This is a genomic window from Gulosibacter macacae (assembly GCF_003865375.1).
GTDB classification, from domain to species: Bacteria; Actinomycetota; Actinomycetes; order Actinomycetales; family Microbacteriaceae; genus Gulosibacter; species Gulosibacter macacae.
Map to the genome: position 1 here is coordinate 26041 of NZ_RQVS01000006.1, position 25169 is coordinate 51209.

Annotated in this window: 18 protein-coding genes and 1 tRNA gene; 11 read left to right on the forward strand and 8 right to left on the reverse strand. The window is 67.6% G+C overall.

Translation table 11 applies throughout. From position 1 onward, the window contains the following. Nucleotides 1–30: 30 nt before the first annotated feature. From selB to EG850_RS05990, 3 genes are all read right to left on the reverse strand, one after another. Nucleotides 31–1836, reverse strand: coding sequence for a selenocysteine-specific translation elongation factor (gene selB, locus EG850_RS05980; RefSeq protein ID WP_124971461.1), 1806 nt, complete (start codon nucleotides 1834–1836; stop codon nucleotides 31–33). Further along, nucleotides 1833–3296, reverse strand: coding sequence for an L-seryl-tRNA(Sec) selenium transferase (gene selA, locus EG850_RS05985; protein WP_124971464.1), 1464 nt, complete (start codon nucleotides 3294–3296; stop codon nucleotides 1833–1835). The genes selB and selA overlap by 4 nt, the downstream gene beginning before the upstream one ends. Nucleotides 3297–3341: 45 nt before the next feature. After that, nucleotides 3342–3436: transfer RNA gene (locus tag EG850_RS05990), tRNA-Sec, on the reverse strand. 277 nt (nucleotides 3437–3713) lie between these two features. On the opposite strand from EG850_RS05990, the gene selD reads away from it, so the two are divergent. Continuing rightward, nucleotides 3714–4730, forward strand: a complete 1017-nt coding sequence (gene selD / locus EG850_RS05995) for a selenide, water dikinase SelD (protein WP_124971467.1) — start codon at nucleotides 3714–3716, stop codon at nucleotides 4728–4730. 94 nt (nucleotides 4731–4824) lie between these two features. Here selD and nrfD read toward each other — a convergent pair whose 3' ends face one another. Genes nrfD through fdh form a run of 3 tightly spaced genes read right to left on the reverse strand, consistent with a single transcriptional unit; the run spans nucleotide 4825 to nucleotide 10352 of the window. Next, a complete protein-coding gene (nrfD, locus tag EG850_RS06000) occupies nucleotides 4825–5931 on the reverse strand; it encodes an NrfD/PsrC family molybdoenzyme membrane anchor subunit (RefSeq protein ID WP_124971470.1) in 1107 nt (368 codons plus the stop codon). Nucleotides 5932–5970: 39 nt separating this feature from the next. Next, nucleotides 5971–7008: a 4Fe-4S dicluster domain-containing protein gene (locus tag EG850_RS06005; RefSeq protein WP_407920584.1), complete on the reverse strand. Its 1038-nt coding sequence runs from the start codon at nucleotides 7006–7008 to the stop codon at nucleotides 5971–5973. Between the two features lie 23 nt (nucleotides 7009–7031). After that, entirely contained in the window at nucleotides 7032–10352 is a 3321-nt protein-coding gene (fdh, locus tag EG850_RS06010; protein ID WP_185714958.1) for a formate dehydrogenase, read from the reverse strand. Nucleotides 10353–10533: 181 nt separating this feature from the next. Here fdh and EG850_RS06020 point away from each other — a divergent pair, with 181 nt between their 5' ends. Together EG850_RS06020 and EG850_RS06025 are read left to right on the forward strand one after the other, a co-directional pair. Continuing rightward, nucleotides 10534–11259: an AzlC family ABC transporter permease gene (locus tag EG850_RS06020; protein WP_185714959.1), complete on the forward strand. Its 726-nt coding sequence runs from the start codon at nucleotides 10534–10536 to the stop codon at nucleotides 11257–11259. Continuing rightward, nucleotides 11256–11576 carry a branched-chain amino acid transporter permease gene (locus EG850_RS06025; protein ID WP_124971482.1) on the forward strand — a complete coding sequence of 107 codons (321 nt, stop codon included), beginning with the start codon at nucleotides 11256–11258 and terminating at the stop codon, nucleotides 11574–11576. The genes EG850_RS06020 and EG850_RS06025 overlap by 4 nt, the downstream gene beginning before the upstream one ends. 85 nt (nucleotides 11577–11661) lie before the next feature. Here EG850_RS06025 and EG850_RS06030 read toward each other — a convergent pair whose 3' ends face one another. Both EG850_RS06030 and EG850_RS06035 read right to left on the reverse strand, forming a co-directional pair. After that, nucleotides 11662–13860, reverse strand: a complete 2199-nt coding sequence (locus EG850_RS06030; RefSeq protein ID WP_407920583.1) for an MMPL family transporter — start codon at nucleotides 13858–13860, stop codon at nucleotides 11662–11664. A 232-nt stretch (nucleotides 13861–14092) separates the two neighbouring features. Beyond that, complete coding sequence (locus tag EG850_RS06035) at nucleotides 14093–15424, reverse strand: glutamyl-tRNA reductase (protein WP_124971485.1); 1332 nt, start codon at nucleotides 15422–15424, stop codon at nucleotides 14093–14095. A 69-nt stretch (nucleotides 15425–15493) separates the two neighbouring features. On the opposite strand from EG850_RS06035, the gene hemE reads away from it, so the two are divergent. The 8 genes from hemE (at nucleotide 15494) to hemL (ending at nucleotide 25106) form a co-directional block, all read left to right on the forward strand. Further along, nucleotides 15494–16603: a uroporphyrinogen decarboxylase gene (gene hemE, locus EG850_RS06040; protein WP_124971488.1), complete on the forward strand. Its 1110-nt coding sequence runs from the start codon at nucleotides 15494–15496 to the stop codon at nucleotides 16601–16603. Beyond that, nucleotides 16600–17928, forward strand: coding sequence for a protoporphyrinogen/coproporphyrinogen oxidase (locus tag EG850_RS06045; protein WP_124971491.1), 1329 nt, complete (start codon nucleotides 16600–16602; stop codon nucleotides 17926–17928). The genes hemE and EG850_RS06045 overlap by 4 nt, the downstream gene beginning before the upstream one ends. Before the next feature lie 48 nt (nucleotides 17929–17976). After that, the gene (gene hemQ, locus EG850_RS06050; protein ID WP_328588374.1) at nucleotides 17977–18696 is read left to right on the forward strand and encodes a hydrogen peroxide-dependent heme synthase; all 720 of its coding nucleotides are present in this window, start codon (nucleotides 17977–17979) and stop codon (nucleotides 18694–18696) included. 2 nt (nucleotides 18697–18698) lie between these two features. Next, nucleotides 18699–19943 (forward strand): ferrochelatase, encoded by a 1245-nt coding sequence (locus EG850_RS06055; protein ID WP_124971497.1) that lies wholly within the window; start codon nucleotides 18699–18701, stop codon nucleotides 19941–19943. After that, nucleotides 19940–21004, forward strand: a complete 1065-nt coding sequence (gene hemC, locus EG850_RS06060; protein ID WP_235829229.1) for a hydroxymethylbilane synthase — start codon at nucleotides 19940–19942, stop codon at nucleotides 21002–21004. Before EG850_RS06055 ends, hemC begins: the two co-directional genes overlap by 4 nt. Then, on the forward strand, nucleotides 20985–22271 hold the full coding sequence (locus EG850_RS06065; RefSeq protein ID WP_124971500.1) for a uroporphyrinogen-III synthase: 1287 nt from the start codon (nucleotides 20985–20987) through the stop codon (nucleotides 22269–22271). The genes hemC and EG850_RS06065 overlap by 20 nt, the downstream gene beginning before the upstream one ends. Nucleotides 22272–22341: 70 nt before the next feature. Further along, nucleotides 22342–23319: a porphobilinogen synthase gene (gene hemB, locus EG850_RS06070; protein ID WP_124971504.1), complete on the forward strand. Its 978-nt coding sequence runs from the start codon at nucleotides 22342–22344 to the stop codon at nucleotides 23317–23319. 425 nt (nucleotides 23320–23744) lie between these two features. Beyond that, the gene (gene hemL, locus EG850_RS06075) at nucleotides 23745–25106 is read left to right on the forward strand and encodes a glutamate-1-semialdehyde 2,1-aminomutase (RefSeq protein WP_124971507.1); all 1362 of its coding nucleotides are present in this window, start codon (nucleotides 23745–23747) and stop codon (nucleotides 25104–25106) included. Nucleotides 25107–25169: the final 63 nt, after the last annotated feature.

Below are 25169 nucleotides of genomic sequence, written 5' to 3' on the forward strand. Positions count from 1 at the left end.
CCATGGGTGGGGGAGTTTGCCACGAGAGGGTCACTTGCGACGGTGCGCGACCACCTCGCGGCGGGAGGCATCGATGCGGCGGGTGAGGCCGCGCTGGTCGAGTAATTCGAGGAGCGGCACGGCCACACGTCTGGTGGTGCCGAGCGCCTGCCGCGCCTCGCTCAGCGTGAATGGTTGCGGCAGGGTCGCCAGGATGCTCGCCGCTCGGGCAGGTGCCGAAGGCAGGAGCACGAGTCCCTCATCAATGCGCAAGAGTCGCCCGACTCGTTCGGCGGCAGCGAGTTCCTTCGCGCCGAGCCGGAGCGCCTTGAGGTCGTCGGCCTCGGGTGCGAGGAACGGCTTGGTGGCAAGCGTCGCCTCGAGCTTCGCGATACTCGCTTCGGCCGGGCCGAGATCGGCCTTCTGTCCAGGCACACGGATGCGGCCAGCCTCGGCCTCGAGGCGCGCGAGCTTCACGACGGCGCCAAGGAGTGCCGCATCCGGCAGCTTGAGTGCGTCGATCGCGGCATCTCGCGTGAGGCCGGGCGACAGAGCATCGCGCTTGGCATCGGCAGCAACCGCCGCACGCAATCGCTGTGCCCACTCGGTGAACTGCGGTTTCGTGACAAGCCAGGGCCCCATGCGGATGAGGTCACCCGCCGCCGCTTCGGGCAGGGCAATGCCGAGCTGCTCCAAATGCGACGCGAGCATGGCGCCGCGCCGGGACACCTCAACCTCAGCCGAGCCCATTGGCGACATCGTCGCAAGCACGTCGGCACGCTTCGCGCCCGACCCACGACGTCGCAGCTGCGGCGGATCGACATCGAGCAATTGCACGCCGCCCATCACCGAGTGACTCCCCGGGTCGCGCAACACCATGCGATCGCCCACCCGCAATGGCAGCTCGCGACTCAGCTGCAATCGCGCGTGATCGGCACCAAATGGCCGCACGACCGCGGGCACGGCGGCGGTGCCCACATGCACCACGATCTCGCGCGGCACCTCGTCGAGGGCGAGCCCGCTCACGCGCCGCGCATCCACGAGCGAGGTCTGCCACCACGCACCGGGCGTGACGAGTGCATCGCCGCGCTGCACGGCATCCACCGACACCCCGCGCAAGTTGAGTGCGACGCGACTCACCCCGGCGACGTGGTCGACGCTCGCACCGCGCGATTGCACACTCCGTACCTCGACGCGGTCGGTGCGCTGCGCACCAGCCACAGCAAACGCATCCCCGCGGGCGACGGCGCCATCGGCGAGGGTGCCGGTGACGACGGTGCCGGCACCAGAGATCGAGAACGACCGGTCGATCCACAGGCGCATCGGGGCATCGGGATGCGGCGGGGGCACGGTCGCGAGGGCGGTGTCGAGAGCTTGGCGCAGCGCATCCAGCCCCTCGCCGGTGCGCGCGGAGACGGGCACAATCGTGGCGTTCGCCAGCTCGGTGGCGGCGAGGCGATCACGCACTTCGGCAGTGACTCCAGCGACCCCATCCGGTGCGAGGTCGATGCGCGTGAGTGCGACGACGCCGTGGCGAATGCCGAGTGACGCGGCCGCGGCGAGGTGGTCGGTTGATTGTTGTTGCCAGCCCTGATCGGCGGCGACGACGAAGAGCACGACCGGAGCCGGACCGAGGCCCGCGAGCATATTGCCGAGAAAGCGCTCGTGACCGGGTACATCGACAAAGGCGACCTCGCGCCCCGAGGGGAGTTCGGTCCAGGCGAAGCCGAGGTCGATGGTGAGGCCGCGCCGCTGCTCTTCGGCCCAGCGATCGGGTTCGATGCCGGTGAGCGCGCGCACGAGGGTCGATTTGCCGTGGTCGACGTGACCCGAGGTAGCGATGACGAAGCTGGTCATGCGCACTCGGCAGCGCGCAGGGCAGCGATGATGGCGGTCGCGAGGGCGGCATCGTCGTGTGCGGGCACACAACGAAGGTCGACGAGGCAGCGATCGGCGTGGATGCGGGGGAGCACCGCCGGGGTGCCGGTGCGTAGGCGCGCGGCAGCATCAAGCGGTAGTGCGAGCGCCCAGCCGGCGAGCGGCACGCCGACTCCGCCGCCACCGCCGACGCGGCCGTCGTGGGGGATGACCTCGATCGCGGATGCGGTGCTTGCCTCGCTGCGCGTGTCTGTCGAGTCTTGGCTCGGTGCTTTCTCGCTGGCGGACGCGGCGATCGCGCCAGCGGTTGCGCCATCAGTAACGCCTGGTCGGGTCGCGGTAGCGAGGCCGTTCGCCACCCGCTCGGCGAGCTCGCGAGTGCGGGCGAGCAACGCATCCGAGTCGGCATGCAGCGCCTCGCGCACCGGCGAGGTGCCCGCCGAAACCGTGGCCTCGAGTGCCGCGAGGGCGAGCTTGTCGGCACGCACCGCACGAGCAAGCGGATGCCGGGCGATCTGCGCGATCAGCTCGCTGCGGCCAAGCAGGATGCCCGACTGCGGACCGCCGAGCAGCTTGTCGCCGCTCGCAATCACGACGTCGGCGCCGGCGCGCAGGGCGCTCGCGGCATCGGGTTCGTCGGGGAGGAGTGGGTCAGGTTCGAGGAGTCCGGAGCCGAGGTCAGCGATGAGTGGCACGCCACGCTCGCGGCAAAGTGTGGCGAGCTCGGTGACCGTCGCCTCGGCGGTGAACCCCTCGACGCGGTAGTTGCTCGGATGAATTTTGAGCACGCATCCGGTTTTGTCACTCAGCGCCGCTTTGTAGTCGTCGAGGTGCGTGCGATTCGTCGTGCCCACCTCACGGATGCGGGCACCGGTTGAGGCAATGAGGTCGCTGAGCCGGAACCCCGCACCAATCTCGATGAACTCGCCGCGGCTCATGAGCACCTCGCGGCCGCCGGTCGGCGCGGTGCCAGCAAGTGTGGTCGTCGCGAGTACGAGTGCGGCCGCGGCGTTGTTGACGATGAGCGCATCTTCAGCGTCGGGGCAGGCGGCCAGGAGGGCGGCTCGGGCACCGGTGCCGCGGCGCGAACGCGTGCCCGAGGCGAGGTCGAGTTCGAGATCGACGTAGCCAGCCGCATCCACGACAGCATCGACCGCCGCCGGCGAGAGCGGCGCGCGGCCAATGTTTGTGTGCACGATCACGCCGGTTGCGTTGATGATCGGATGCAATGAGGCCGGCCGCTGCGACGACAGCGTCTCGAGCACAGTCGCCGCTACGGCCTCGGGTGGGAGTTCGCCGCGGCGGGCGCGGTCTTGGGTGGCGTGAATGATGCCGAGGACGACGCGTTCACCGAGGGCCGCGGAAGCCTGCTTGACCTCAGGCAGGGCGAGGAGCGTGTCGGTGCGGGGGATGTGGCGCCGCGGATCGTCATGCGTCATGGCGGGCAGCTCCTCGGGTTCGTCGCGGTCGGTGAAACCCCATCCTGGCGGAGGCGGACGGGAATCGAACCCGCCAGACCGAGGTACTCGGTCTCACTGGTGTTGAAGACCAGGGGGCCCACCAGGACCCAGACGCCTCCATGCCGATGCAATCTACCACCGCCACGGAAGTGGCCCTCTCGTGGCGTAGTTCCCCACCCATGGGTGGGGAACTACGCCATGACGCCCACCATTGGAATCGCGGCTCCACAACTGCGAGCCAGATACGCAATTACCGCGCAACCCTGAGCCTTCACGCCATCCCCGAGCCGTGCATCGCTCAGGTTTGGCGTGATGGCTCCCAAGACGGCTCAGGTTTGGCATGAAGGCGCACCCTCGACCGGCGCCCCCAAACACGCCCCGCCTAGACTCGCCCACATGACTGCTACGCCCGAGACTCTTGCCAACCTCTCCGCCGAGCTGCGACTCACCGGTTTCGCCGCGGGTGGCGGATGCGCCTGCAAGATTCCGCCGGGCGAGCTCGAGCAGGCGGTCGCCGCGCTCACCGGCCAGCACCATGACGACGTCATTGTGGGCCTTGACGATGGCGATGATGCCGCGGCAGTCCGCATCCAAGACGGACTCGCCGTGCTTTCGACCGCCGACTTCTTCACCCCGGTGGTCGACAGCGCCTACGACTGGGGCCGCATCGCCGCCGCGAACGCGCTCAGCGACATCTATGCCATGGGCGGCACGCCGGTCGTCGCCATCAACCTCGTCGGCTGGCCGCGCGAAAAGCTACCGATGGAACTCATGACCGAGGTGCTGCGCGGCGGCCTCGATGTCGCCAAGCAGGTGAATGTGCCGGTCATCGGCGGTCACTCGATCGACGCGCCAGAGCCGATCTACGGCATGGCCGTCACGGGCACCGCGCATCCCGATCGCCTGCTGCGCAATGACGCCGCCGAGCCCGGCTTGCCGATCACGCTCACGAAGCCGATCGGCAGCGGCATCCTCAACAATCGGCACAAGCGCACCGGCGAGGTGTTCGCCGAAGCTATTGACGTGATGACGCAGCTGAATCAGGATGCGTCGGCTCGCGCGCTCGCGGCCGGTGCGAAGGCGGCAACCGATGTCACTGGGTTTGGCCTCCTCGGCCACCTCTACAAGATGTGTCGCGCCTCGGGCGTGAGCGCCGTGCTCGACGCGAACGCGGTGCCGATGATTGCGGCGGCGGTGCGGTCGATCAATGAGGGCTACGTTTCGGGTGGCTCGCAGCGCAATCTTGCGTGGGTGCGCGAGCATCTCGACGTGGATGCGGGGGTCAGCGAAGAGCTGCTGCTCCTGCTTGCGGATGCGCAGACCTCGGGTGGCTTGCTCGTGGTGGGCGAAGTGCCCGGGTATCCGGTGATTGGTGAAACCGTCGCCGGGGATGCGCGGATCCGCATTCGGTAGGTGAGTTGCGTGGCGGGGGGTCTCGATACGCGGCTTCGCCGCTACTCGACCAGCCAATCCTGGTTGATCAAGTAGGCCGAAGGCCGTAGCGAGATCAGACCGTCGTGATCGAGTCGTCGGTGATGCCGGCGGCGCGGCGGGCGGCCAAGCGCGCCTTCTGCGGCTCGATTACGTGACGCGGGTCGTGCACCGACTCGAGCCCAGCATCCAACACCCCAAAACGCGTGAGTGCTGAGGCACCCACCAAGCACACGCCCGACGCCACGGCCACGAGGCGCGAGCGACCCGCAAAGATCGAGCCCACACCACCGGCAACCGCGAGAATCTCCGCAAACTTGAGCATCTTGCCGGGCTCGCCGGTTTCGAGCGGTTCGCGCTCGGCGGGATGCATCGCATCCTTCATCACGTGCATCGACACCACGTCACCAACGACACCAATGCCACCAAGGATGCGCGCCGGCAACGTCTGTCGCTTCGAGGTCGTGATCATCGCCACGCCCGCAGAAGCGAGCGACGCCGAGCTCGCAAACACGTAGGGCAGGTGCTTGCGCGAGGCATTCCACACCGGGTTTGCCGTGTCATTGATGAGCACCGCGGTGTAGACCGCAAGGGGCGCCGCCAACAGCGCCGAGCCAGCACCGGCTACGTTTTCGGTTGCCTCGAGCACGCGGCGGCCGGAGCGGCGCAGCGGCTTCGGCAGGATGAAACCGTGCGTCATGCGCACGAGCTCCGACAGCGCCGGAATCGCGGCCAGGGCGCTGAAGCCACCGAGTAGCCACGAGCCGAGACTCATCGGCGAAGTCACTTTAAACGTGCGGAACATGTTCAAGAACCGCTCGGGACGCCCCAGGTCAGCAATGAGTGCCAACGCGCCAGCGCCTGCTGCGCCTAACGCCGTCAACCGCGAGTTGCGGCGTAGCTTCCGAAGTCCCGCAAGCTGCGCGCCAAAGCCGAGCAGCGCCGAACCGCCAGCGATACCGCCGAGCACGAAATACAGGCCGATCTCGTGCTTCCACGGTGGCGCCTTCACAATCGGGCGACCGTAGTACGACGAGAACTTGACGTCATCGACCATCGACATCTCGCGCGAACCGTCGCCACCACCGGCACCAGGGCGCGACGCCGGTCGCGGACCTTCGCGGCGGCGCTTGCGGCGCGGCGGCTCCGGCGGACGATACGAGTCAAAAGTCGACGTGGTCACAGCACTCCCAATTTCACAGCATTCCGCCAAACACGCTGCCTAGCGGCGGCCGCCCAGGAAGGCTACCGCGACGGCGGCGAGCATCCCAGCAGCGGCGACGGCGGCCGTCTTGAACATCTGCGGCAGGTCCTTGGTCGGCACCCGCGGGTCCGGCGGCAGGCCGTACACCTCGGGTTCATCGAGCAGCAAGAACACCGAGCCGGTGCCACCGACGCCATCGTTCGGGTTGGCCCCGTAGAGCCGCGCCTCAGTCATGCCCTGGGCGTGCAATTGCTCGACGCGCGCCTGCGCATCGACAACGAGCGACTCGCGGTCACCGAACTTGATCGAAGTGGTCGGGCACGTCTTCGCGCAGGCGGGCTGGTCACCAACAACGAGGCGGTCGTAGCAGAGGGTGCACTTGTTTGCGGTGCCGCGGTTCGGCACCTCCTGCTCGAAGTCGTTGACGTGCTCGGCGCGATCCGACTTCGTTTGCACCGTGCCGTCATCGCGTCGCTCGATCACACCGAAGGGGCAGCCGGCAACGCAGGTGCCGCAGCCATTGCAAACATCGGCCTGCACGACGACCGTGCCGAACTCGGTGCGGTAGAGCGCACCGGTCGGGCAGACGTCGAGGCAGCCCGCGTAGGTGCAGTGCTTGCAGACATCTGACGACATGAGCCAGCGGAACTCGGGGGTGTCGGGCGGTGCAGTATCCGTGGATGCAGCACTCGCGTTCGCGAAGGCGGCCGCCGGTCCCTCGGGTGGCCGCACGGTCGGCATGCCCAGCGACACCAAGGCGCGACCCGACTCGCGGGCCACCTCGATGCGCTCCTCATCCTGTTCGATGAACGCGACGTGTCGCCAGGTGTTCGCACCGAGCGAGCCGGTGTTGTCGTACGACGAACCGAGTAGCTCGAAATCGCCGTCCTGCGGATTGCGGTTCCACTCCTTGCACGCCACCTCACAGGCCTTGCAGCCGATGCAGATTGAGGTGTCGGTGAAGAATCCCTTGCGTTCGTGGTCGTGGTCCCAGTGCACCGCTGCGGCCGGGTCGTGTGCGGCGGCATCGTGGCCGTCGTTGCCGAAGGTGCTCAGGCGTCGGTCGTCGAAGGTTTGGGTCACCGTTCTTCTCCTGTCGGCCAAGCGCCAGCGTCGGGCGCGCGGGAGGCATCGTCATCGGCGACGGGCACATCGGCGTTGGTAGCCGCATTGCCCGCGTGCGCGATCGAGGCGTCGTAGCGGCCCTCTTCGAGATCGGATGCGTAGGGGTTTGGTTCGCCGGCCACGGCGATTCCAGCCCGCTCGCGGTACTCCTCAACGAGCTGCAACAGTTCCGGCCCGCGCGGGCGGCGACCCGGGCGAATATCGCAGGCGCCGGTCTTCGAGTCCTGAATGAACACATTCGGGTCGAGGGTGAGGCCGATGAGGTCGTTCACCGAGTCGCCGGTGACGACCGCATCCTTGCCGACTGCCCAGTGATAGGGCAGACCGATCTGGTGCACCTGCTGGCCGCCCGCGGTGACCGGACGCACGCGCTCAGTCACGAGCACGCGCACCTCGATCGCCGTGCGCGGCGAGATGATCGTCGCCCAACCGTAGGGTTCGAGGCCGCGCAGCTCGGCGAGCTCTGGCGAAATCTCGGCGAAAAGTTCTGGCTGGAGTTCTGAGAGCACCGGCAACCACCGGCTCATGCCGCCGGCAGTGTGGTGCTCGGTGAGCCGGTAGGTCGTGAACGCGAACGGGTAGACCTCGCTGCCCGCGAGCCCACTCGAGGGCTTCATCGGGTTGTCATCACGGTCAAAGAACACCTGCGTCGGCGGATGCTGCTGGCCATAGACCGCGTTGCCGATCGGCGATTCTTGCGCCTCGTAGTGCGTCGGCAGTGGCCCATCCACGACACCGGAGGGCGCGAAGAGCCAGCCTTTGCCGTCGGGCTGCATGATGAACGCATCGGTGCCCGAGAGCGCGGCGGGGCCAGTGGCACCCGGCTCCGGCACCGCATCCGGGGCGCGATCGATGGGGAAGTCGGGAACGTCGGGGCCCGCCCAGCGGCCAGCCTCGGCATCCCACCACATGAGCTTCTTGCGCTCGCTCCAAGGGCGGCCGTCGGCATCTGCCGAGGCACGGTTATAGAGGATGCGGCGGTTTGCTGGCCAGGCCCACGCCCAGTTCGACGACATCTCGTCTTGCTCGGCGCGGGTGGGGCGCTGGTTCGACCGGTTCACGCCGTCGGCGTAGACGCCCGCGTAAATCCAGCAACCGCCAACGGTTGAGCCATCGGCGCGGTACTGGCCGAAGCCCGAGAGCGGTTCGCCGGTGGCGACGTCGTAACCGTTGATTTCGCGGAGCACCGCTTCGGGGTCGGGCTCGCCGTGCTCGTCGACGGGGTAGTCCCAGGTGAGGTGCTGCAGCGGCAGATCGCGCGGATCGGTCGAGTCGGCGAGCCGCTCACGCAGGCGCTTGCCGAACTCGTAAAAGAAGTGCAGCTCGCTCTGCGCGTCTCCGGGCGGGGCGAGCGCGGCTTCGCGCCACTGCACCATGCGCTGGGTCTGCGTGAAGGTGCCGGATTTCTCCATGTGGTTCGCGGCTGGCAGGAAGAACACCTCGGTCTCGATGTCTTCGGTGCGCATCTCGCCGGTCTCGATCTCGGGACCGTCCTTCCACCAGGTGGCGGTCTCGATCATGTTGTAGTCGCGCACGACGAGCCACTTGAGGTGGCTCATACCGAGGCGCTGCATCCGGCCGTTTGCCGAGCCGACAGCCGGGTTCTGGCCGAGGATGAAGTACCCGTCGACCTCATCGCGGAGCATCCGCATCACGGTCTGGTAGGTGCCGTGGGCGCCGTTGAGTCGCGGCAGGTAGTCGTAGGCGAAGTTGTTCTCGGGCGTTGCGGCCTCGCCCCACCAGGCCTTGAGCAGGCTCACGGTGTAGGCGTCGGCGTTCGTCCAGAAGCTCTTCTGCTCTTGCGGGCCGACGGCTTCGATGTAGTCGTCGAGGGTGTCGTGCACTCCCGCCACCGGCATCGGCAGGTAGCCGGGGAGCAGGTTGAAGAGCGTCGGAATATCGGTCGAACCCTGAATCGAGGCGTGACCGCGCAGCGCCATGATGCCGCCACCCGGGCGACCCATATTGCCGAGGAGGAGCTGCAAAATCGCGGCGGTGCGGATGTACTGCGCACCCTGCGCGTGCTGGGTCCAACCCACGGCGTAGGCGAAGCAGGTGGTGCGCTCGCGGCCGGAGTTCTCGGTGATGGTCTTCGCGAGGTAGGCGAAGTCGGCCGGCGAAATGCCGCAGACCTCTTCGACGAGTTCGGGGGTGTAGCGCTGGTAGTGGCGCTTGAGGAGCTGGAAGACCGAACGCGGATGCGTCAGCGTCGGATCTTGTTCGGCCGCGGCCCCCGGGGCGGTGGGGCGGCCGGAGCCATCCGCATCCGCGTACGACCAGGTGGTGCGGTCGTAGGTGTTCGTCTCGGGATCGAAGCCGGAGAACAGCCCGTCGAGGTCTTCCGGGTCTTCGTAGCCCTCGGTGATGATCGTCGCGGCGTTCGTGAATGCGCGCACGTACTCGTCGAAGTAGAGCTCGTTCGTGAGCACGTGGTTGATGAGCGCGCCGAGCAGCACGATGTCGGAACCGACGCGGATGCGCACGTGCTTGTCGGCAATTGCCGTCGTTCGGGTGAAGCGGGGGTCGACATGAATGATCTTCGCGCCGCGTGCCTTCGCTTCAGACACCCATTGGAAACCAACTGGGTGTGCTTCGGCCATGTTCGACCCCTGAATGACGACGCAATCAGCATTCGCCATGTCCGCGAGGGACTGGGTCGCACCACCGCGCCCGAACGAAGCTCCCAAACTGGGAACTGTGGCGGAGTGTCATATGCGCGCTTGGTTTTCGATCTGGATTGCTCCAGCCGCAGTGAAGAGCTTCTTGATCAGGTAGTTCTCTTCGTTGTCGAGGGTTGCGCCGCCGAGTGAGGCGATGCCCATCGTGCGACGCAGGGGCTTGCCGTGCTCGTCACGGTCTTCCCACCAATTGCGTCGTGCGTCGAGAAAGCGGTCGACGATCATGTCGATGGCCGTGTCGAGATCGAGCTTCTGCCAATCGGATGCGCGGGGGGCGCGGTAGAGCACCTCGGTGATGCGTCCGGGCCCGTTGGCAAGTTGCTGGCTGGCGGCGCCCTTGGGGCAGAGGCGGCCGCGGGAGATGGGGGAGTCCGGGTCGCCTTCGACCTGGATGACCTTGTTGTCTTTGGTGTAGATGAGCTGGCCACAGCCGACGGCGCAATAGGGGCAGACGCTGCGGGCAACGCTGTCGGCACCGGCGGTGCGCGGCGTCGTGTCGCGCTGTCGTTGTGAGGTCACGGCGGGGCCACGGCCGGAGGAGTCTCCCGACGAGAACTGCCGGAAGACCGGCCAATTCAAGAAGGTCGGGCCAGACATGGGAGGGAGTTTATCGCAGTGCCACCGGTGCTCGCTGAGCCATGGTGCCGCCACGCCGTGAGTGGCCCTCTCGTGGCGAAGTACCCCACGCATGGGTGGGGTAGAACGCCACGACGCCCACCCTTGCGGGGCGCGCCACGCCCAACTTGGCGGCGCCGCGCGAGGGGAGCACAATGTCTGGATGCCCGAATCACCTCACCTCGACACCTCGCGCTGGCGTGACGCCGCCTGGTGGCCCGAGTTTCGTAAGGGGCTTGCCGACGGGGCACCGGTGTTTTTCGCCTTCTTGCCGCTCGGGTTGTCGTTCGGCATGTACGGCGTCGCGCTCGGGCTCGAGTGGTGGTGGGTGACCCTCACGGGGCTCATCATCTTCGCCGGGTCGATGGAGTTTCTCGCGGTGGGGATGCTCGTGGCCGGTGCGCCGATCGCGAGCGCGGCCACGACGGCACTGTTCGTCAATTCGCGGCACGTGTTCTATGGACTCTCAGTGCCGCTGGAACGCATCCGCAATCCCATCGCGCGGGCCTATGCCATCCACGCGCTCACGGATGAGGCCTATGCGGTGCTCGGATCGAAACCACGTGATGAACTCACCGGTCCGCGCATGCTCGCTGTTGGTGCATCCACGCACTTCTACTGGACCGCCTCGACGACGGTTGGGGCGCTCGCGGCGAGCCTGATTCCCTATGACCTTTCGTTCATGGGGTTCGCGATGACGGCGCTCTTTGTGGTGCTCACGCTTGAGGCGCTCAAACAGAACCGCGAGATTGGGCTGTTTGGTGCCGCGGTGCTCATCGGCCTTCTCGGCAACTTGCTTGCGGGCGAGCTCATGCTCTTGCTCTCGCTAGTCGTCTACTTCTTTGTCGCCCTCATCGTGGTGTCGCGTCGACGGGGGAGGGTGGCATGAATGTTTGGCATTCGCTCGCGATCATTGGTGTGAGCGCGCTGGTCACCTTCTTCTTGCGTGCGACGCCATTCATGGCGGGCAAGTGGCTGCGTGAACAGCCACTTGTGCGCGATCTCAGCCTGCTGTTGCCGATCGGTGTGATGACGGTGCTCGTGCTCTATTCGGTGCGCGATATCTCGTGGGCGGGTTGGGCGTGGGTGCCGCCGGTGCTCGGCATCGCCGTGACTGCGGGCTTGCACCTTTGGCGTTGGAATGTGTTGCTCAGCCTCGTCGGCGGCATCGCGGCGTATGCGCTGGCCCTTTGGGTGCTGGGCTAGTTACTTTTCCCGCGACTGTGAGCCAAAGCGGCGTGTGGGAGCCCCGAGGGGCTCCCACACGCCGCTTTCGCTCGTAGTTGCTGAGCTACTCCTCACCCACCGCCAACTTCGACGGCCACCACACCTTGCGACCAATATCGGTCACGAGCGCCGGCACGAGCAACGAACGCACGATGAAGGTGTCGAGCAGCACACCGAACGCGACGATGAAGGCCAGCTGCGCGAGGAACATGATCGGCAGCACGGCGAGCGCCGCAAATGTAGCCGCGAGCACGATACCGGCCGAAGTGATCACGCCACCGGTCACCGCAAGACCGCGCTGCACACCCTCGCGGGTGCCGTGCACGAGCGACTCTTCGCGCACTCGGGTCATGAGGAAGATGTTGTAGTCGATGCCGAGCGCCACGAGGAAGACGAACCCGTAGAGCGGCACCGAGGGGTCGGCGCCCGGGAAGTCGAACACGTAGTTGAACAGCAGCGCCGCCACACCCATCGCGGTACCGAACGAGAGCACCGTCGTCACCACGAGCAGCAGCGGCGCGACGATCGAGCGCAGCAGCAGCATCAGGATGAGCGTGATCACGAGCAGCACGAGCGGAATGATGAGGTTTCGGTCGTTAACCGAGGTGGTGTTGGTGTCGAGGGCCGTGGCGGTGACACCGCCGACGAGCGACTCCGGTAGCTGCTCGCGGATCTCGATGACCGTCGCCTGCGCCGCATCCGAGTCTGCGGCGTCGGTGAGGGTCGCCTGCAGGAGCACCTTGCCGTCGACGACAGTCGGCGCCGGCGCGGGGGTTCCGGGCGGGCCGAAGGCCTGGATGCCGTCCTCGGTCACGGGCGCGGTGCCCGCGGCCGAATCGGATGCGGTGACTGCAACCGAGCTGATGCCCTCGAGACCGAGGAGCGCCGTGGCAGTCTGCTGGAGTTCTGCCTCGGGCACGATGACGTACGCGGGCGAGCCGGAACCGCCGGGGAAGTGCTCGCCGAGGGCCGCCTGGCCGTCGCGCGCTTCGGATTCGCCGAGCACGAACTCACTCGCCGGCACGCCTTCGGCCTTGAGCTGCAAGCTGAAGGCCGCAAGCACGGCGAGGATGATGGTGGTGCTGATCCAGATGGCGCGCGGGGCGCGCTGCACCCAGCGGGCAAGGCGCGGCCAGAAACCATTGCCGTGAATCGCTTCATCTTCGGCCGACCACGAGGCGTCGAACTTGGCGCGGCGCGGCCAGAACGCGGCACGGCCAGCCCAGAAGAGTAGCGCCGGGAGGAGCGTGAGCGCTGCAAGCATCGAGAACACGATGCCGATGGCAGCGACCGGGCCGAGCGTCGAGTTCGTCTTGAGATCGCTGAACAGCAGCATGAGCAGACCCGCGATCACCGTGCCGCCCGAGGCGAGCACCGGCTCCCAGGTGCCGCGCAGGGCCGCCCAGGTCGCATCCCACTTCGATTCGTGCTCGCGCAGGGTCTCGCGATAGCGCGCGACATAGAGCAGTGAATAGTCGGTAGCCGCACCGATCACGAGGATGAATAGGATGCCCTGCGTCTGGCTGCTGAGGAGGAGAATCTCCCACTTCGCCAGCCACCACACGAGCAGCAGTGCCGTGCAGAGGGCAAAGAGGCTCGTCGCGAGCACGATGAACGGCAGCATCGGCGAGCGGTAGACGATGATCAGGATGACGAGGACGACACCGAGCGCGACGAGGAGGAGCAGGCCGTCGATGCCGGCGAAGCTCGCGGAGAGGTCGGCGGTGAAGCCGGCGGGGCCCGTTACCTGCACGGTGAGATCATTGGGCGTTTCGGCAAGCACGTCGCGCAGTTCGGGGACGGTTTCGCCGGGGAGCACCGAGGAATCGAGGGCGACGAAGGCTTGAGCTGCGAGGCCGTCTTCAGAGGGAATAACCGGGGAGGTCTCGAGCACGTGGTTGATGTCAGTGATGGCCGTGAGCGCCTCGTTGATCGCAGTGAAGTCGGCGTCGGTGAGCGCATCGGGCGATGACCAGACGATGATCGCCGGGATGGCGTCTTCGCCGAGGAAGCTGCCGAGCTGTTCCTGCACCGCGGTGGCATCGGCTGATTCCGGCAGATAGAGGGTCTGGTCGTTGACGGCGACTTCGCTCACCTTGCTGAACAGCGGTCCGCCCTGGCCGGCACCGACGAGCCAGGCGACGATGAGGAGCGCGGGAATGAGGATGCGTAGCCACTTTGCCCAGCCCGGGCCGCCGCGGCGGATGGCAGGTGGCGCCGTTTCAGTTGGTGGCGCGGATTCGAGTGTTGTTTGCTTCGGCACAGTGCTCCTCGGCGGTAGTCGCAGAAGTGTAGGGACACTTCATTGTGCCGCGCTGTGCACCCACCCGGATCGGCCAAATGGGTGGGATTGGCTGGCGCCGCAACACCTGGGTGGTCGAGACCGGCGCGGATCTCGATACGGCTGCGCTTCGCTCCGCCTACTCGATCAGCCAAATTTGTTGGGTGGTCGAGTAGCGAAGCGAATCGAGACCGCCGCGGATCTCGATCCGGCCCTACGGGCCTACTCGATCAGCCAATGTTTGTGCGTGGGGGCACCCTTCGAGGGCCTCAGGGCGCGAAGGTCGAGCGGGGGCGACTTCCTGGCTGAGCTCGCCCGCTTCGAGTTCGACACGGATGCCGAAGAGAAGTTCCAGCGCATGCTCGGCCTCGGCCGCGCGGCCCTCGCGAGCGAGTTGCTTGATGCGCAGTGTCGGCTCGTGCAAGAGCGCATTGCCAAGCTTCCGCAGCGCCTCCGACGTCGTCTCATCATTGGTCAAACGTGCCGACTCCGTCTCAACCTGCTCAGTTACCGACGACCGGAACTTCGCAATTGCAGCCGCGGCGCGCTGCTCGCGGCGATCATCCTGAAACTCCTTCGCCGCACGCGCGACGATGCAGCGGGCGAGTTCGGTGGTGCCGAGGTCTTCGAGGGGTGCGTGCATCCGCAACGTCTCGATGTCGAGGAGGTCGACGCCCGCGATCTTGCCGACGAGCGGGTCGACATTACGCGGCATGCCGAGGTCGATGATGAGCTGGGATGCGGTCGAGCCCGGTGCGATGCGTGAGTTGCGCACGAGGTCGTAGTCGAGCACGTACTTATCGGTCGCCGAGCAGGTGACGACGAGATCAGCACTCGAGAGTCGTTCAGCCAGTCGACCCTCTTCGATCGGGTCAACGGATGCGTAACGCTCGGCAAACGTGTGGGCGCGGCCCGAGGGGGAGTAGACCCCAACCTTGCGCACGCCGCGCGTCTCCAGCGCCTTGAGCGTGGCGCCCGCATAGGCGCCGGTGCCGACGAGCACAACATTCGCGCGCTGCCAATCGATGGCCTGCGAGCGAGCAAGATCGAGCGCGAGGCTCACAAGCGAGCGGCCAGCGCCGGCGAGGTGGGTGCGCGACTTGACACCCTTCGAGGTCGTCGCGGCTGACTGGAAGAGCTTTTCGAGATCGCTCGTCGTGAGTTGCGCCTTGCGCGCGTCGGTGAGTGAGCGGCGCACCTGGCCGGCGATTTCATCCTCGCCAATGGCAACCGACTCGAGACCGGATGAGACCGCGAAGAGGTACTCGGGCACATCCCGGTCACCATGCACGCGGATGTGGGCGCGCAGATCGTCTTCGGCGACGCCGACGGTGCGGGCGAGGGCTGGCAAGAAGTGGTCGAAGGCGTGGGCGTTCGTGAGATCGAGGTAGATCTCGAAGCGATTGCAGGTCGAAAGAACCACGCCGCCGTCGATGCCCGGCGTCTCACGGATGAGGTTTTCGAGGTCAGTGACGCTCGCGCCGGTGAGGCGCTCGAGAAGGGAGAACCCGGCGGAACGATGGTTCGCACTGACACATACGAGCATGATCAGGCGATTCTACGCGAAACCGCCTGCCCACGGCGCTCACCGGTTAAATGAGCCACAATTGACTGAATGAGCACCATTCTTTCTGCCGACCACCCGCTTGTTGATGGTCGCACCGCCGACGCCCCGCTCGTTCGGGCCTCACGCGGTCAGCGTTCCGAGACTCTCCCCGTGTGGTTCATGCGTCAGGCTGGCCGCTCGCTCCCCGAATACCGCGAACTGCGCGTCGGCATCGACATGCTCGACTCCTGCCTGCGCCCCGAACTCGCGAGCGAGATCACGCTGCAGCCCGTGCGCCGCCACGGCGTCGACGGCGCGGTGTTCTTCAGCGATATCGTCGTGCCGCTCAAGCTCGTCGGCATCGACGTCGACATCGTGCCGGGTCGCGGCCCGGTGTTCGCGAACCCCATCCGCACGCCCGAAGACGTGCGCGAGTTCGCGGCCCGCCTGCGCGGCGAGACTCGCCCGGAACTCTTCGCCCCGATTGCCGAAGCCGTCGCGCTCACCGTCGCCGAACTCGGCTCGACCCCGCTCATCGGTTTCGCTGGCGCCCCCTTCACCCTCGCCGCCTACCTCGTCGAGGGCGGTCCCTCGAAGGATCACCTGCGCGCCCGCGGTCTCATGCGCGCCGAGCCCGAAGCTTGGAACGAACTCGCCCGCGCGATCGCCGAACTCAGCGCCGCCTTCCTCGAAACGCAGATCCTCGCCGGCGCCTCGGTGGTGCAGTTGTTCGACTCCTGGGCCGGATCACTCTCGCGCGAGGTGTACCGCACCTCGGTCGCGCCCTCCAGCGCAATTCCGCTCGCGCACGCCGCAACGTTCGAGACTCCGGCGGGCGAACGCATCCGCTCAATTCACTTCGGTGTTGGCACGGGCGAGCTACTCGCCGATATGCACGAGACCGGCGGCGATGTGCAGGGCGTTGACGATCGCATCCCGCTTGATGAGGCGGCACGACGCCTGCCCGGCGTACCACTGCAGGGCAATATCGACCCCGCCACGCTCTTTGCCGGTGACGCCGTGCTTCACGAGCACACCCGCGAGGTCGTGCGTCGCGGCCAGGCGGCGCCCGCACACATCGTCAACCTCGGCCACGGCGTACCGCCCGAAGCCGACCCGACCGTGCTCACCCGCCTCGTCGAGTTCGTGCACACGCTTCCGGGTGACGGCGCGGCATGACCCACATCGCCGTCATTGGCGGCGGGATTGCCGGGCTCGCCGCGACGCGACGCCTCGCGCTCGCAGGCGCACAGGTAACGCTCTTTGAGGCCAGTGACCGCCTCGGCGGGATGATTCAGCCGGGCAGAATCGACAACCTCACCTTCGACATTGGTGCCGAGGCGTTTGCCGTGCGCGGCGGGGCGGTCGCGGCGCTCGCAACCGAACTCGGTCTCGGTGACGACCTCGTTGCCCCGCGAACGCTCGGCTCCTGGGCGCACGGCGCGGCAGGTGGTTACCGCCTTCCGGGGGGCGGTCTCGTGGGTATTCCGAGCGCGCTCGAGTCGGAAGCTGTTGACCCAGCCCTCGAGGCCGCGATCGGTGCCGAGGGGGTCGCGTCGGTGCACGCCGAGGCGGCGCTTGACCCGGCAATTGGCGCGGATGCGGGTTCGCTCGCCGAACTCATCCGCGCTCGCTACGGCGACACGGTGCTTGAGCGGCTCGTGGCGCCGGTCGTGCGCGGGGTCTATTCACTCGACCCGGATGTGGTCGATCACCGCGTGCTCGTACCGCAGCTTGCGCGGCGGCTGGGGCAGCACGGCTCGCTCGGAGCCGCGGTCGCGTCGTTACGCGCTGCCGCGCCCGCGGGAGCGCTCGTGAACACGGTGCGCGGTGGGATGCATCGCCTCGTCGCTGCCCTCGTGGCCGAGACTGCGCGGCTCGGCGTCGAGGTGCGTCTAGGTGAATCGATGCACGTCGATGATGCGCGACTTGCACGCTTCAACGGCACCCTGGTCACCGTCGGGTCAGCGCTCGGCGATACTGCCGAGCCGATTTCCGCCGAGGTTGTCGCGATGCTCGTCGACGCACCCGAGCTTGATGCGCATCCTCGTGGCACTGGCTTGCTCGTCGCCGACGCCCGCGAGGTCGAGGCGAAGGCGCTCACCCACGCGACGGCGAAGTGGCCGTGGCTTGCCGAAGCGGCCGGCGCGGGCCGGCACCTGCTGCGACTGTCCTACGGGGCGCGACCCGGTGCATCCGCCGCCCGCACCCTCGAGCTCAGCGACGGTGAGCTGCGCACCCGGGCGCTCGCCGACGCCACCACGCTCCTCGGTACGCCGCTACCCGAGCGCCAGGTTGTCGGACTCGCGCGCCAGCACTGGCGCATCCCGGCACCCTCCGCCCGGCTCGGCCGCCCAGCCGAACTTGCCGCGCTGCGCGAGCGCATCGCCAACACCCCGCGGCTCGAGGCGGCCGGCACCTGGATCGACGGCACCGGCCTCGCACTCGTCATCCCCGCCGTCGATCGGGCGGTCGAACGTCTGCTCGCCGCGAAAGTTTCCTGAACCCATCCATCCGGGCTCGCACCAGGGCCCAAACCTAGAATGAGAACCATGTCGACTCCGCAGTCTGAAGCCCAGCCCACCTCGCTCACGCAGTACACGATGTATTCGGTGTTCCGTCGGCCACCGGGAGCGCCGAAGATCACCGAACTCGACGCCGCCCTGCGCGAACTCGACGAAGCCCTCGCCCCGAACGAGGCCGATGGCGTGATCGTGCGCGGCTTCTACGACGTCTCGGGCTTCCGCCAAGACGCTGACGTGCTCGTGTGGACTCACGGCGAGCACCCCGAAGCGCTGCAGGCGGCCATTCGCCGCATCCGCACGACGCCGCTGTTCGAACAGCTCGACCTCAGCTGGCAGGTCGTCGGCGTGCACCGCGCGGCCGAGTTCAACGAGCGCCACATGCCGGCGTTCATGTACGGCAAAGAGCCCAAGAGCTGGATCTGCATCTACCCGTTCGTGCGCTCCTACGAGTGGTACCTGCTCGACGAAGCCGAGCGCTCGGTCATGCTGCGCGACCACGGCATGCGTGGCAGCGCGTTCACCTCGGTGCTCGCGAACACGGTCGCGGCGTTTGCGATCAGCGACTACGAGTGGATGCTCTCGTTCGAAGACGATGAACTCCTCAACATCGTCGACATGATGCGCGACCTGCGCTACACCGAGGCCCGCCGCCACGTGCGCGAAGAGACGCCGTTCTATACCGGCCGCCGCATTGAGACCGCGGAACTGCCACTCGTGTTGCGTCACGTGAAGTCGCTCGAGGCATAGTCATGGCTGCCGAGAACCTTGGCCGCAAGGCCCCGCCCGCATCCGATGCCCCGCTCGCCGAGGGCGCCGTCGTTTCTGCCGCGACCGACGCGGTGAAGGACGGCGCGAAGTGGGCGAGTGCGCCCACTTCCTATGACGCAATTCTGCTCGCCTCATTCGGTGGCCCTGAGGGGCAGGATGACGTCATCCCGTTCCTCCGCAATGTCACCGCTGGCCGCGGCATCCCCGACGCTCGCCTCGAAGAGGTGGCGGTGCACTACCGCGCCCACGGCGGCGTGAGCCCGATCAACGAGCAAAACCGCGAACTGCTCGCGGCGCTTGAAGCCGAGATCGCCCGCCGCGGCATCAACCTGCCGGTCTATTGGGGCAACCGTAATTGGGGTCCCTATGTCGTGGATGCGGTGCACGCCGCCCACGAGGCTGGCGCCACAAAGCTGCTCGGCTTGGCGACGAGCGCCTACTCGTCGTACTCGTCGTGCCGCCAGTACCGCGAAGACTTCGCGGATGCGCTCGAGGCTTCGTCGCTGCAGGGGGTCGTCGAGATCGACAAGGTGCGCCCCTACTTCGATCACCCGGGCTTCGTCGAGCCCTTCGTCGAGGGACTCGTTGACGCGGTGCGCGATTTGGCTCAGGGCTCGGATGCCTTCGGTGCAGAAGACATCGAAGTGCTGTTCACCACGCACTCGGTGCCGATGAGCGATGCGGCGAAGTCGGGCCCGGCTGAACTTGGTTACGGCGAGGGCGGCGCGTACTTCGCGCAGCACATGGCCGTAAGCGAGGTCGTTATTGCGCAGGCACAGGAGCGGCTTGCTGAAGCCGGACTCGACCTGCCGTTGCACTGGCAGCTGGTCTTCCAATCGCGCTCTGGCCCGCCCTCACAACCCTGGCTCGAACCCGACATCAACGACGTCATTGAAGAGCTACCGGCAGCTGGCCGCCGCGCCGTCATCGTCGTGCCGATTGGCTTCGTGTCGGACCACATGGAAGTGCTCTGGGATCTCGACAACGAGGCGCGCGAATCGGCCGAAACCGCCGGACTCGCGTTCCGCCGCACCCCGACCCCGGGCGTGCATCCGGCCTATGTGGCTGGGCTGGTCGACCTGTTGCTTGAGCGCATCAACGGGGTACCCGCCGATGAGCGCGAGGCGTGCACCGACCTCGGCCCCGCGTTCGATGTCTGCCGCGCGGGTTGCTGCGAGAACGAGCGACTCGGCTTCCGGCCGGCGGTCGCCGGGCTCAAGCCGTGACCGCCGAGACTCGCGAGCTGATCGGCGCGGCAGGTTCGTTGCCGATCGTGCGCGTCGGCACTCGCGGCTCAAAGCTCGCCGTCGCGCAAACGCGACAGTTTGTCGAGCGCTTGGCCGCCGCATCCGGTCGTCAATTTGAGCTCGTGCGCGTGACGACGCACGGCGACGTCAACCGTGCGTCGCTGTCGACCCTCGGCGGTCAGGGCGTGTTTGCCACCGAGTTGCGCGAGGCGCTGCGGGCGGGCGAGGTTGACCTCGCGGTGCACTCGCTCAAAGACCTCCCCACCGCACCCGCGCCCGGGCTGTCGCTAGTGGCGCATCCGGCTCGTGAAGATGCCCGCGATGCGCTCTGCGCGCGCGACGGGCTTACCTTTGCCGAGCTGCCGGAGGGTGCGCTCGTCGGCACCGGCTCGCCGCGTCGCATTGCGCAGCTGCGCCGGGTGCGACCCGACCTCGAGCTGCGTGATATTCGCGGCAATATCGACACGCGCCTCGGCTTCGTCGAGCACGGCGAACTGGATGCGGTGCTCCTCGCCTGTGCGGGCCTCGCCCGGCTTGGTCGCGAGGAGTCGGTAACCGATCGCTTTGGCCTGGACGAGTTTCCGACCGCGCCCGGGCAGGGTTCGCTCGCGATCGAGGCGCGCGAGGGCTGGGTGCTTGAGACGGTGACTGGTGGCGATGGGCTGGCCTTGGTCGATGACGCCGCGACCCGTGCGGCCGTGGACGCCGAGCGCGGCGTGCTCAACGGTCTCGACGCTGGCTGCTCGGCGCCGGTTGGCGTGCACGCGGTCGTTGACGGCGGCGTATTGCGCGTGCACGCGCGGGTCTACGGGCCCGATCGCTTTGCCGAGGCGCACGGAGAAATCGAGATTGATCTCGGGACTGTGCGCGATGCATCCGTGGCGATCGCTGGCGGGATGCGCGGCACGCGCGCGACCGGCCCGATGCCCGACCACGAACCGGATGCGGTGGTCGTTGGCGCGTACGCACCGGCCGTGCTCGCGGCGCAGCTGGTGAGTGAGCTCTTTGCGCAGGGTGCCGGTGAGTTCATCGTCGAGTGAGGCTGACGAACTGGCCGAGGTGAATAGCTCAAGTGAGCTGACCGCGGCCACAGCGTCAGGAGATCGGGCGGCCGCGAGCGAGCCCAACGCCCAGGCCCAGGCGCTTGGTCGAGAACGCTTGCGCGGCGTGCGCGTGCTCGTGCCGCGCGGTGGGGCGCACGGCGAGAAGATGGCGGCCGAGGTCGCCGCGTTCGGCGCTGAGCCGGTGATTGTGCCGATGATCGATTTCGCGCCGGTCGTGGGCGACGAGGCTGTTGAGTTGCGGGCGCGGCTCGCTGCGCTCGCGGCGGGGGAGTATGACTGGCTCGCCGTGACGAGCCCGCGCAATGTCGAGATGCTGGTGCACGCGCTCGGCGCATCCGCTGCGGCGGGCGGTGACGGTGCCGGCGCCGACACGCGTGCCGACACCCACGCCGAGGCGAACCCCGGGCTACTAATCCGCGCGCTCCCGCCTAATCCGCGCGCTGCAACGCGCGGATTAGGCGGCAACGAGCGGTTTAGTGATCGCGAGGCCGCCGAAGCGTCACCCGGTGGCGTGACCGCCGGCGCACCCGCCGCCGCCGACGCCGTGAACCCCGTGCCGCTAATACGCGCGCTCCCGACTAATGCGCCCGCTGCAGCGCGCGGTTTAGGCGGCAACGAGCGTATTAGTGAACTCGAGATCGCTGCCGCCAGTGCACCATGCGTCGGCAGCGACGCCCGCACGCGCCTCGCCGACGCGATCCCGGCGAACACGCGCGTCGCCGCCGTCGGCACCGGCACGGCGAAGGCGCTCGCGCGCCACGGCGTCACCGCCGACTTCGTGCCCGCTGGCGAACAATCCGCACGCGGCATGATCCAGGAGTGGCCGGAACCGGGCGCCCGAGTGCTCTGGCCGCACTCCTCGGCCGCCCGCCACACGATTCCGCTCGGCGTGAAGCTGCGCGGAGGCAAGGTCGATGCGCCCATTGCCTACCACCCAGCCTCAGCACCGCTCAGCGACGACCACCTGGCAGATCTGCGAGCGGGCCGCATCCCAATTGCCCTCGTGACAAGCGGCATGATCGCGCGCGAACTTGCACATCGCCTCGACGGCGTGCGCATGCCCGTCGTGTCGATCGGACCCATCACGACCGAGGATGCACGGGAGGTCGGCCTCCCCGTCGTGGCCGAGGCCGCCGAGCCGAGCATCGCCGCGATGCTCAACGCACTCGCGAAGGCAGCAGCGAAGCCCGACCTCGCATCCGCCCTTCCCGATCTTGCGGCGGCACTCGGTCGACGCGAGTAGCGTCAGGCCTAGCAATCAGGGCCGTGCGCCCACCAGTTCTCTCACCGACCGTCCTAGTGGAGGAAGTCCCATGTTGCGTCCAGTGATCCGTCCCCGTCGCCTGCGTCAATCGCCCGCCATGCGCGCGCAGACGCGCGAGCTGCGGGTGCATCCGAGCGAGCTCGTCCTGCCCGTGTTCGTGCGCGAAGGCCTCAACGCCCCGCAGGAAATCACGTCGCTACCGGGCATTCAGCAGCACACGCTCGACTCGCTGCGCGGCGTCGTGGCCGAGGCGGCCGAGGCGGGCGTTGGCGGCATCATGCTCTTCGGCGTGCCCGAAGAACGGGATGCGATTGGCTCGGGAGCGACCGACCCCGAAGGCATCCTCAACCAGGCGATTTCAGCGGTTGCCGCGGAAGCGGGCGGCGCGCTCACCGTGCAGGCCGACCTCTGCCTTGACGAATTCACCGACCACGGCCACTGCGGTGTCGTCGACGAGCGCGGTCGCGTCGACAATGATGCGACCCTGCAGCGCTATGCCGAAATGGCCGTCGTGCAGGCCGAAGCCGGTGCCGAGATCATCGGCATGTCGGGCATGATGGACGGTCAAATCGCCGTCGCTCGCGAAGCGCTCGACGCCGCCGGGCACGAGGATGCGGTGCTCCTCGCCTACTCAGCGAAGTACGCATCCGCGTTCTACGGACCCTTCCGCGAGGCGGTTGATTCGCAGTTGCAGGGCGATCGGCGCACCTACCAGATGGATCCGGCCAACCGACGCGAGGGACTGCGCGAGGCGCTGCTCGACGTGGAAGAGGGCGCCGACATCGTCATGGTGAAGCCGGCGATGAGCTACCTCGATGTGCTCGCGGATGTGTCGGCCGAGTCGATCGTGCCGGTTTGGGCCTACCAGGTGTCGGGCGAGTACGCGATGATCGTCGCCGCCGCGCAGCACGGCTGGATCGACCGCGCCGGAGCTGTGGCCGAGTCGATCGTGTCGATTCGCCGGGCCGGGGCGGATGCGGTGCTCACCTACTTCGCGGTGGAGTACGCCCGGGCGTTGCGCGCGTAGCGTGCCCCGCGTGCCGTGGTCCGCGTAGCGCGCTAACGCACGCGCAATGCGCGTCGAGTCCTCATCGCATGGGTGGTGGCTCACGTTAGGTGCCGCTGACTGGTGCGCTACGGATCTCGGCGCGCGGCCTCCGGCGGATTCCGCATGCTCCTATCCCACTAATACGCGCGCTTCCGACTAATACGCGCGCTGCAGCGGGCGTATTAGTCGGAAGCGCGCGGATTAGGACTCGTCCGGCTGGCGGTCGGCCTCAGCGTGCGAGCGGCCGGGCGCGGCGGACGAGGTGAGGTCAAAGCGCGCGGGGTGAGGTCGAAGCGCGCCAGAGGTGCGGCCGATGCAACATGCTGACCCCGCCACCTCGCAACGCACTCACGACACCGGCCTACGATGGAGAGTCCTGCATCCGTGTCTTGAGGAGCCACGCCATGACCACTTCTGCCGACTGGTTCGACCGCGCCCGCGCTGTAACTCCGGGTGGGGTGAACTCGCCCGTGCGTGCGTTCGGCTCAGTGGGCGGCACCCCGACCTTCACGGCCGAGGCTGACGGAGCCTGGATCACCGATGTTGACGGGAACCGCCGCGTCGACCTCATCTGCGGCTGGGGTCCCCTGCTACTTGGCCACTCGCATCCTGAGGTCGTGGCGGCCGTGCAAGACACCGCAGCCAAGATGATGTGCCCGGGTGGCTCGACCCCCGGTGAAGTTGAGCTCGCCGAAGCCATCGTGAAGCGCCTCGAGGGTTCGGGCGTTGATGAGGTGCGCCTCGTCTCGACCGGCACTGAGGCGACCATGACTGCAATCCGCCTCGCTCGCGGCGCAACTGGCCGCGACCTCATCGTGAAGTTCGCCGGCTGCTACCACGGCCACTCCGACGGCCTGCTCGCAGCCGCCGGCTCGGGCCTCGCCACCCTTGCGCTGCCGGGGTCTGCCGGTGTGCCCGAAGCCATCACCGCGCAGACCATCGTCGTGCCCTACAACGACCTCGACGCCGTGCGCGCCGCGTTCGCCGAGCATGAGGGCCGCATCGCCGCGGTCATCACCGAAGCGAGCCCCGCGAACATGGGTGTCGTGCCCCCGGCACCGGGCTTCAACCGCGACCTCGCGGCGATCTGCCACGACAACGGTGCGCTCCTCATTTGCGATGAGGTGCTCACCGGTTTCCGCACGGGACCTGCCGGCTGGTGGGGCCGCGAGCAGGAAGACCCCGAGCGTGGTGGCTGGCAGGCCGATATCTACACCTTCGGCAAGGTCATCGGTGGCGGGATGCCCGTCGCCGGTCTCGGGGCCCGCCGCGAAATCATGGACCACCTCGCACCCCTCGGCGCCGTCTACCAAGCAGGCACGCTGAGCGGCAACCCGGTGGCCGTCGCCGCCGGTATCGCGACGCTGCGCCTCGCGACCGATGAGGTCTACGCGACGATTGATGCCGCATCCGACCGCATCATTGCCGCAGCCCGACGCGAGTTTGCGCGCGTTGGACTGCCGGTGGCCGTACAGCGCGTGCGCAACCTCTTCTCGTTTGCTTTCGGTGACGGCGAGGCGCTCGGCTGGACGGGTCGCGACGAATTCGGCGTGAGCGCTCCGACGAACGAGGATGAGGTCAAGCGTCAGGAATCGTGGCGCTACCCGGCCTTCTTCCACGCCATGCTCGACGCAGGCGTGAACCTGCCGCCGAGTGTCTTCGAGGCGTGGTTCCTCTCATCGGCACACGACGAGGATGCGCTCGCGGCAATCGAAGCTGCACTCCCGGCGGCTGCCGATGCGGCCGCCGCGGTGACGCGCCCGTAACGCCGCACGTTTGATGCGGTGGCGAGGGGCTGAGATCCCCTCGTTGCCGTGTCGTCCCTTCGT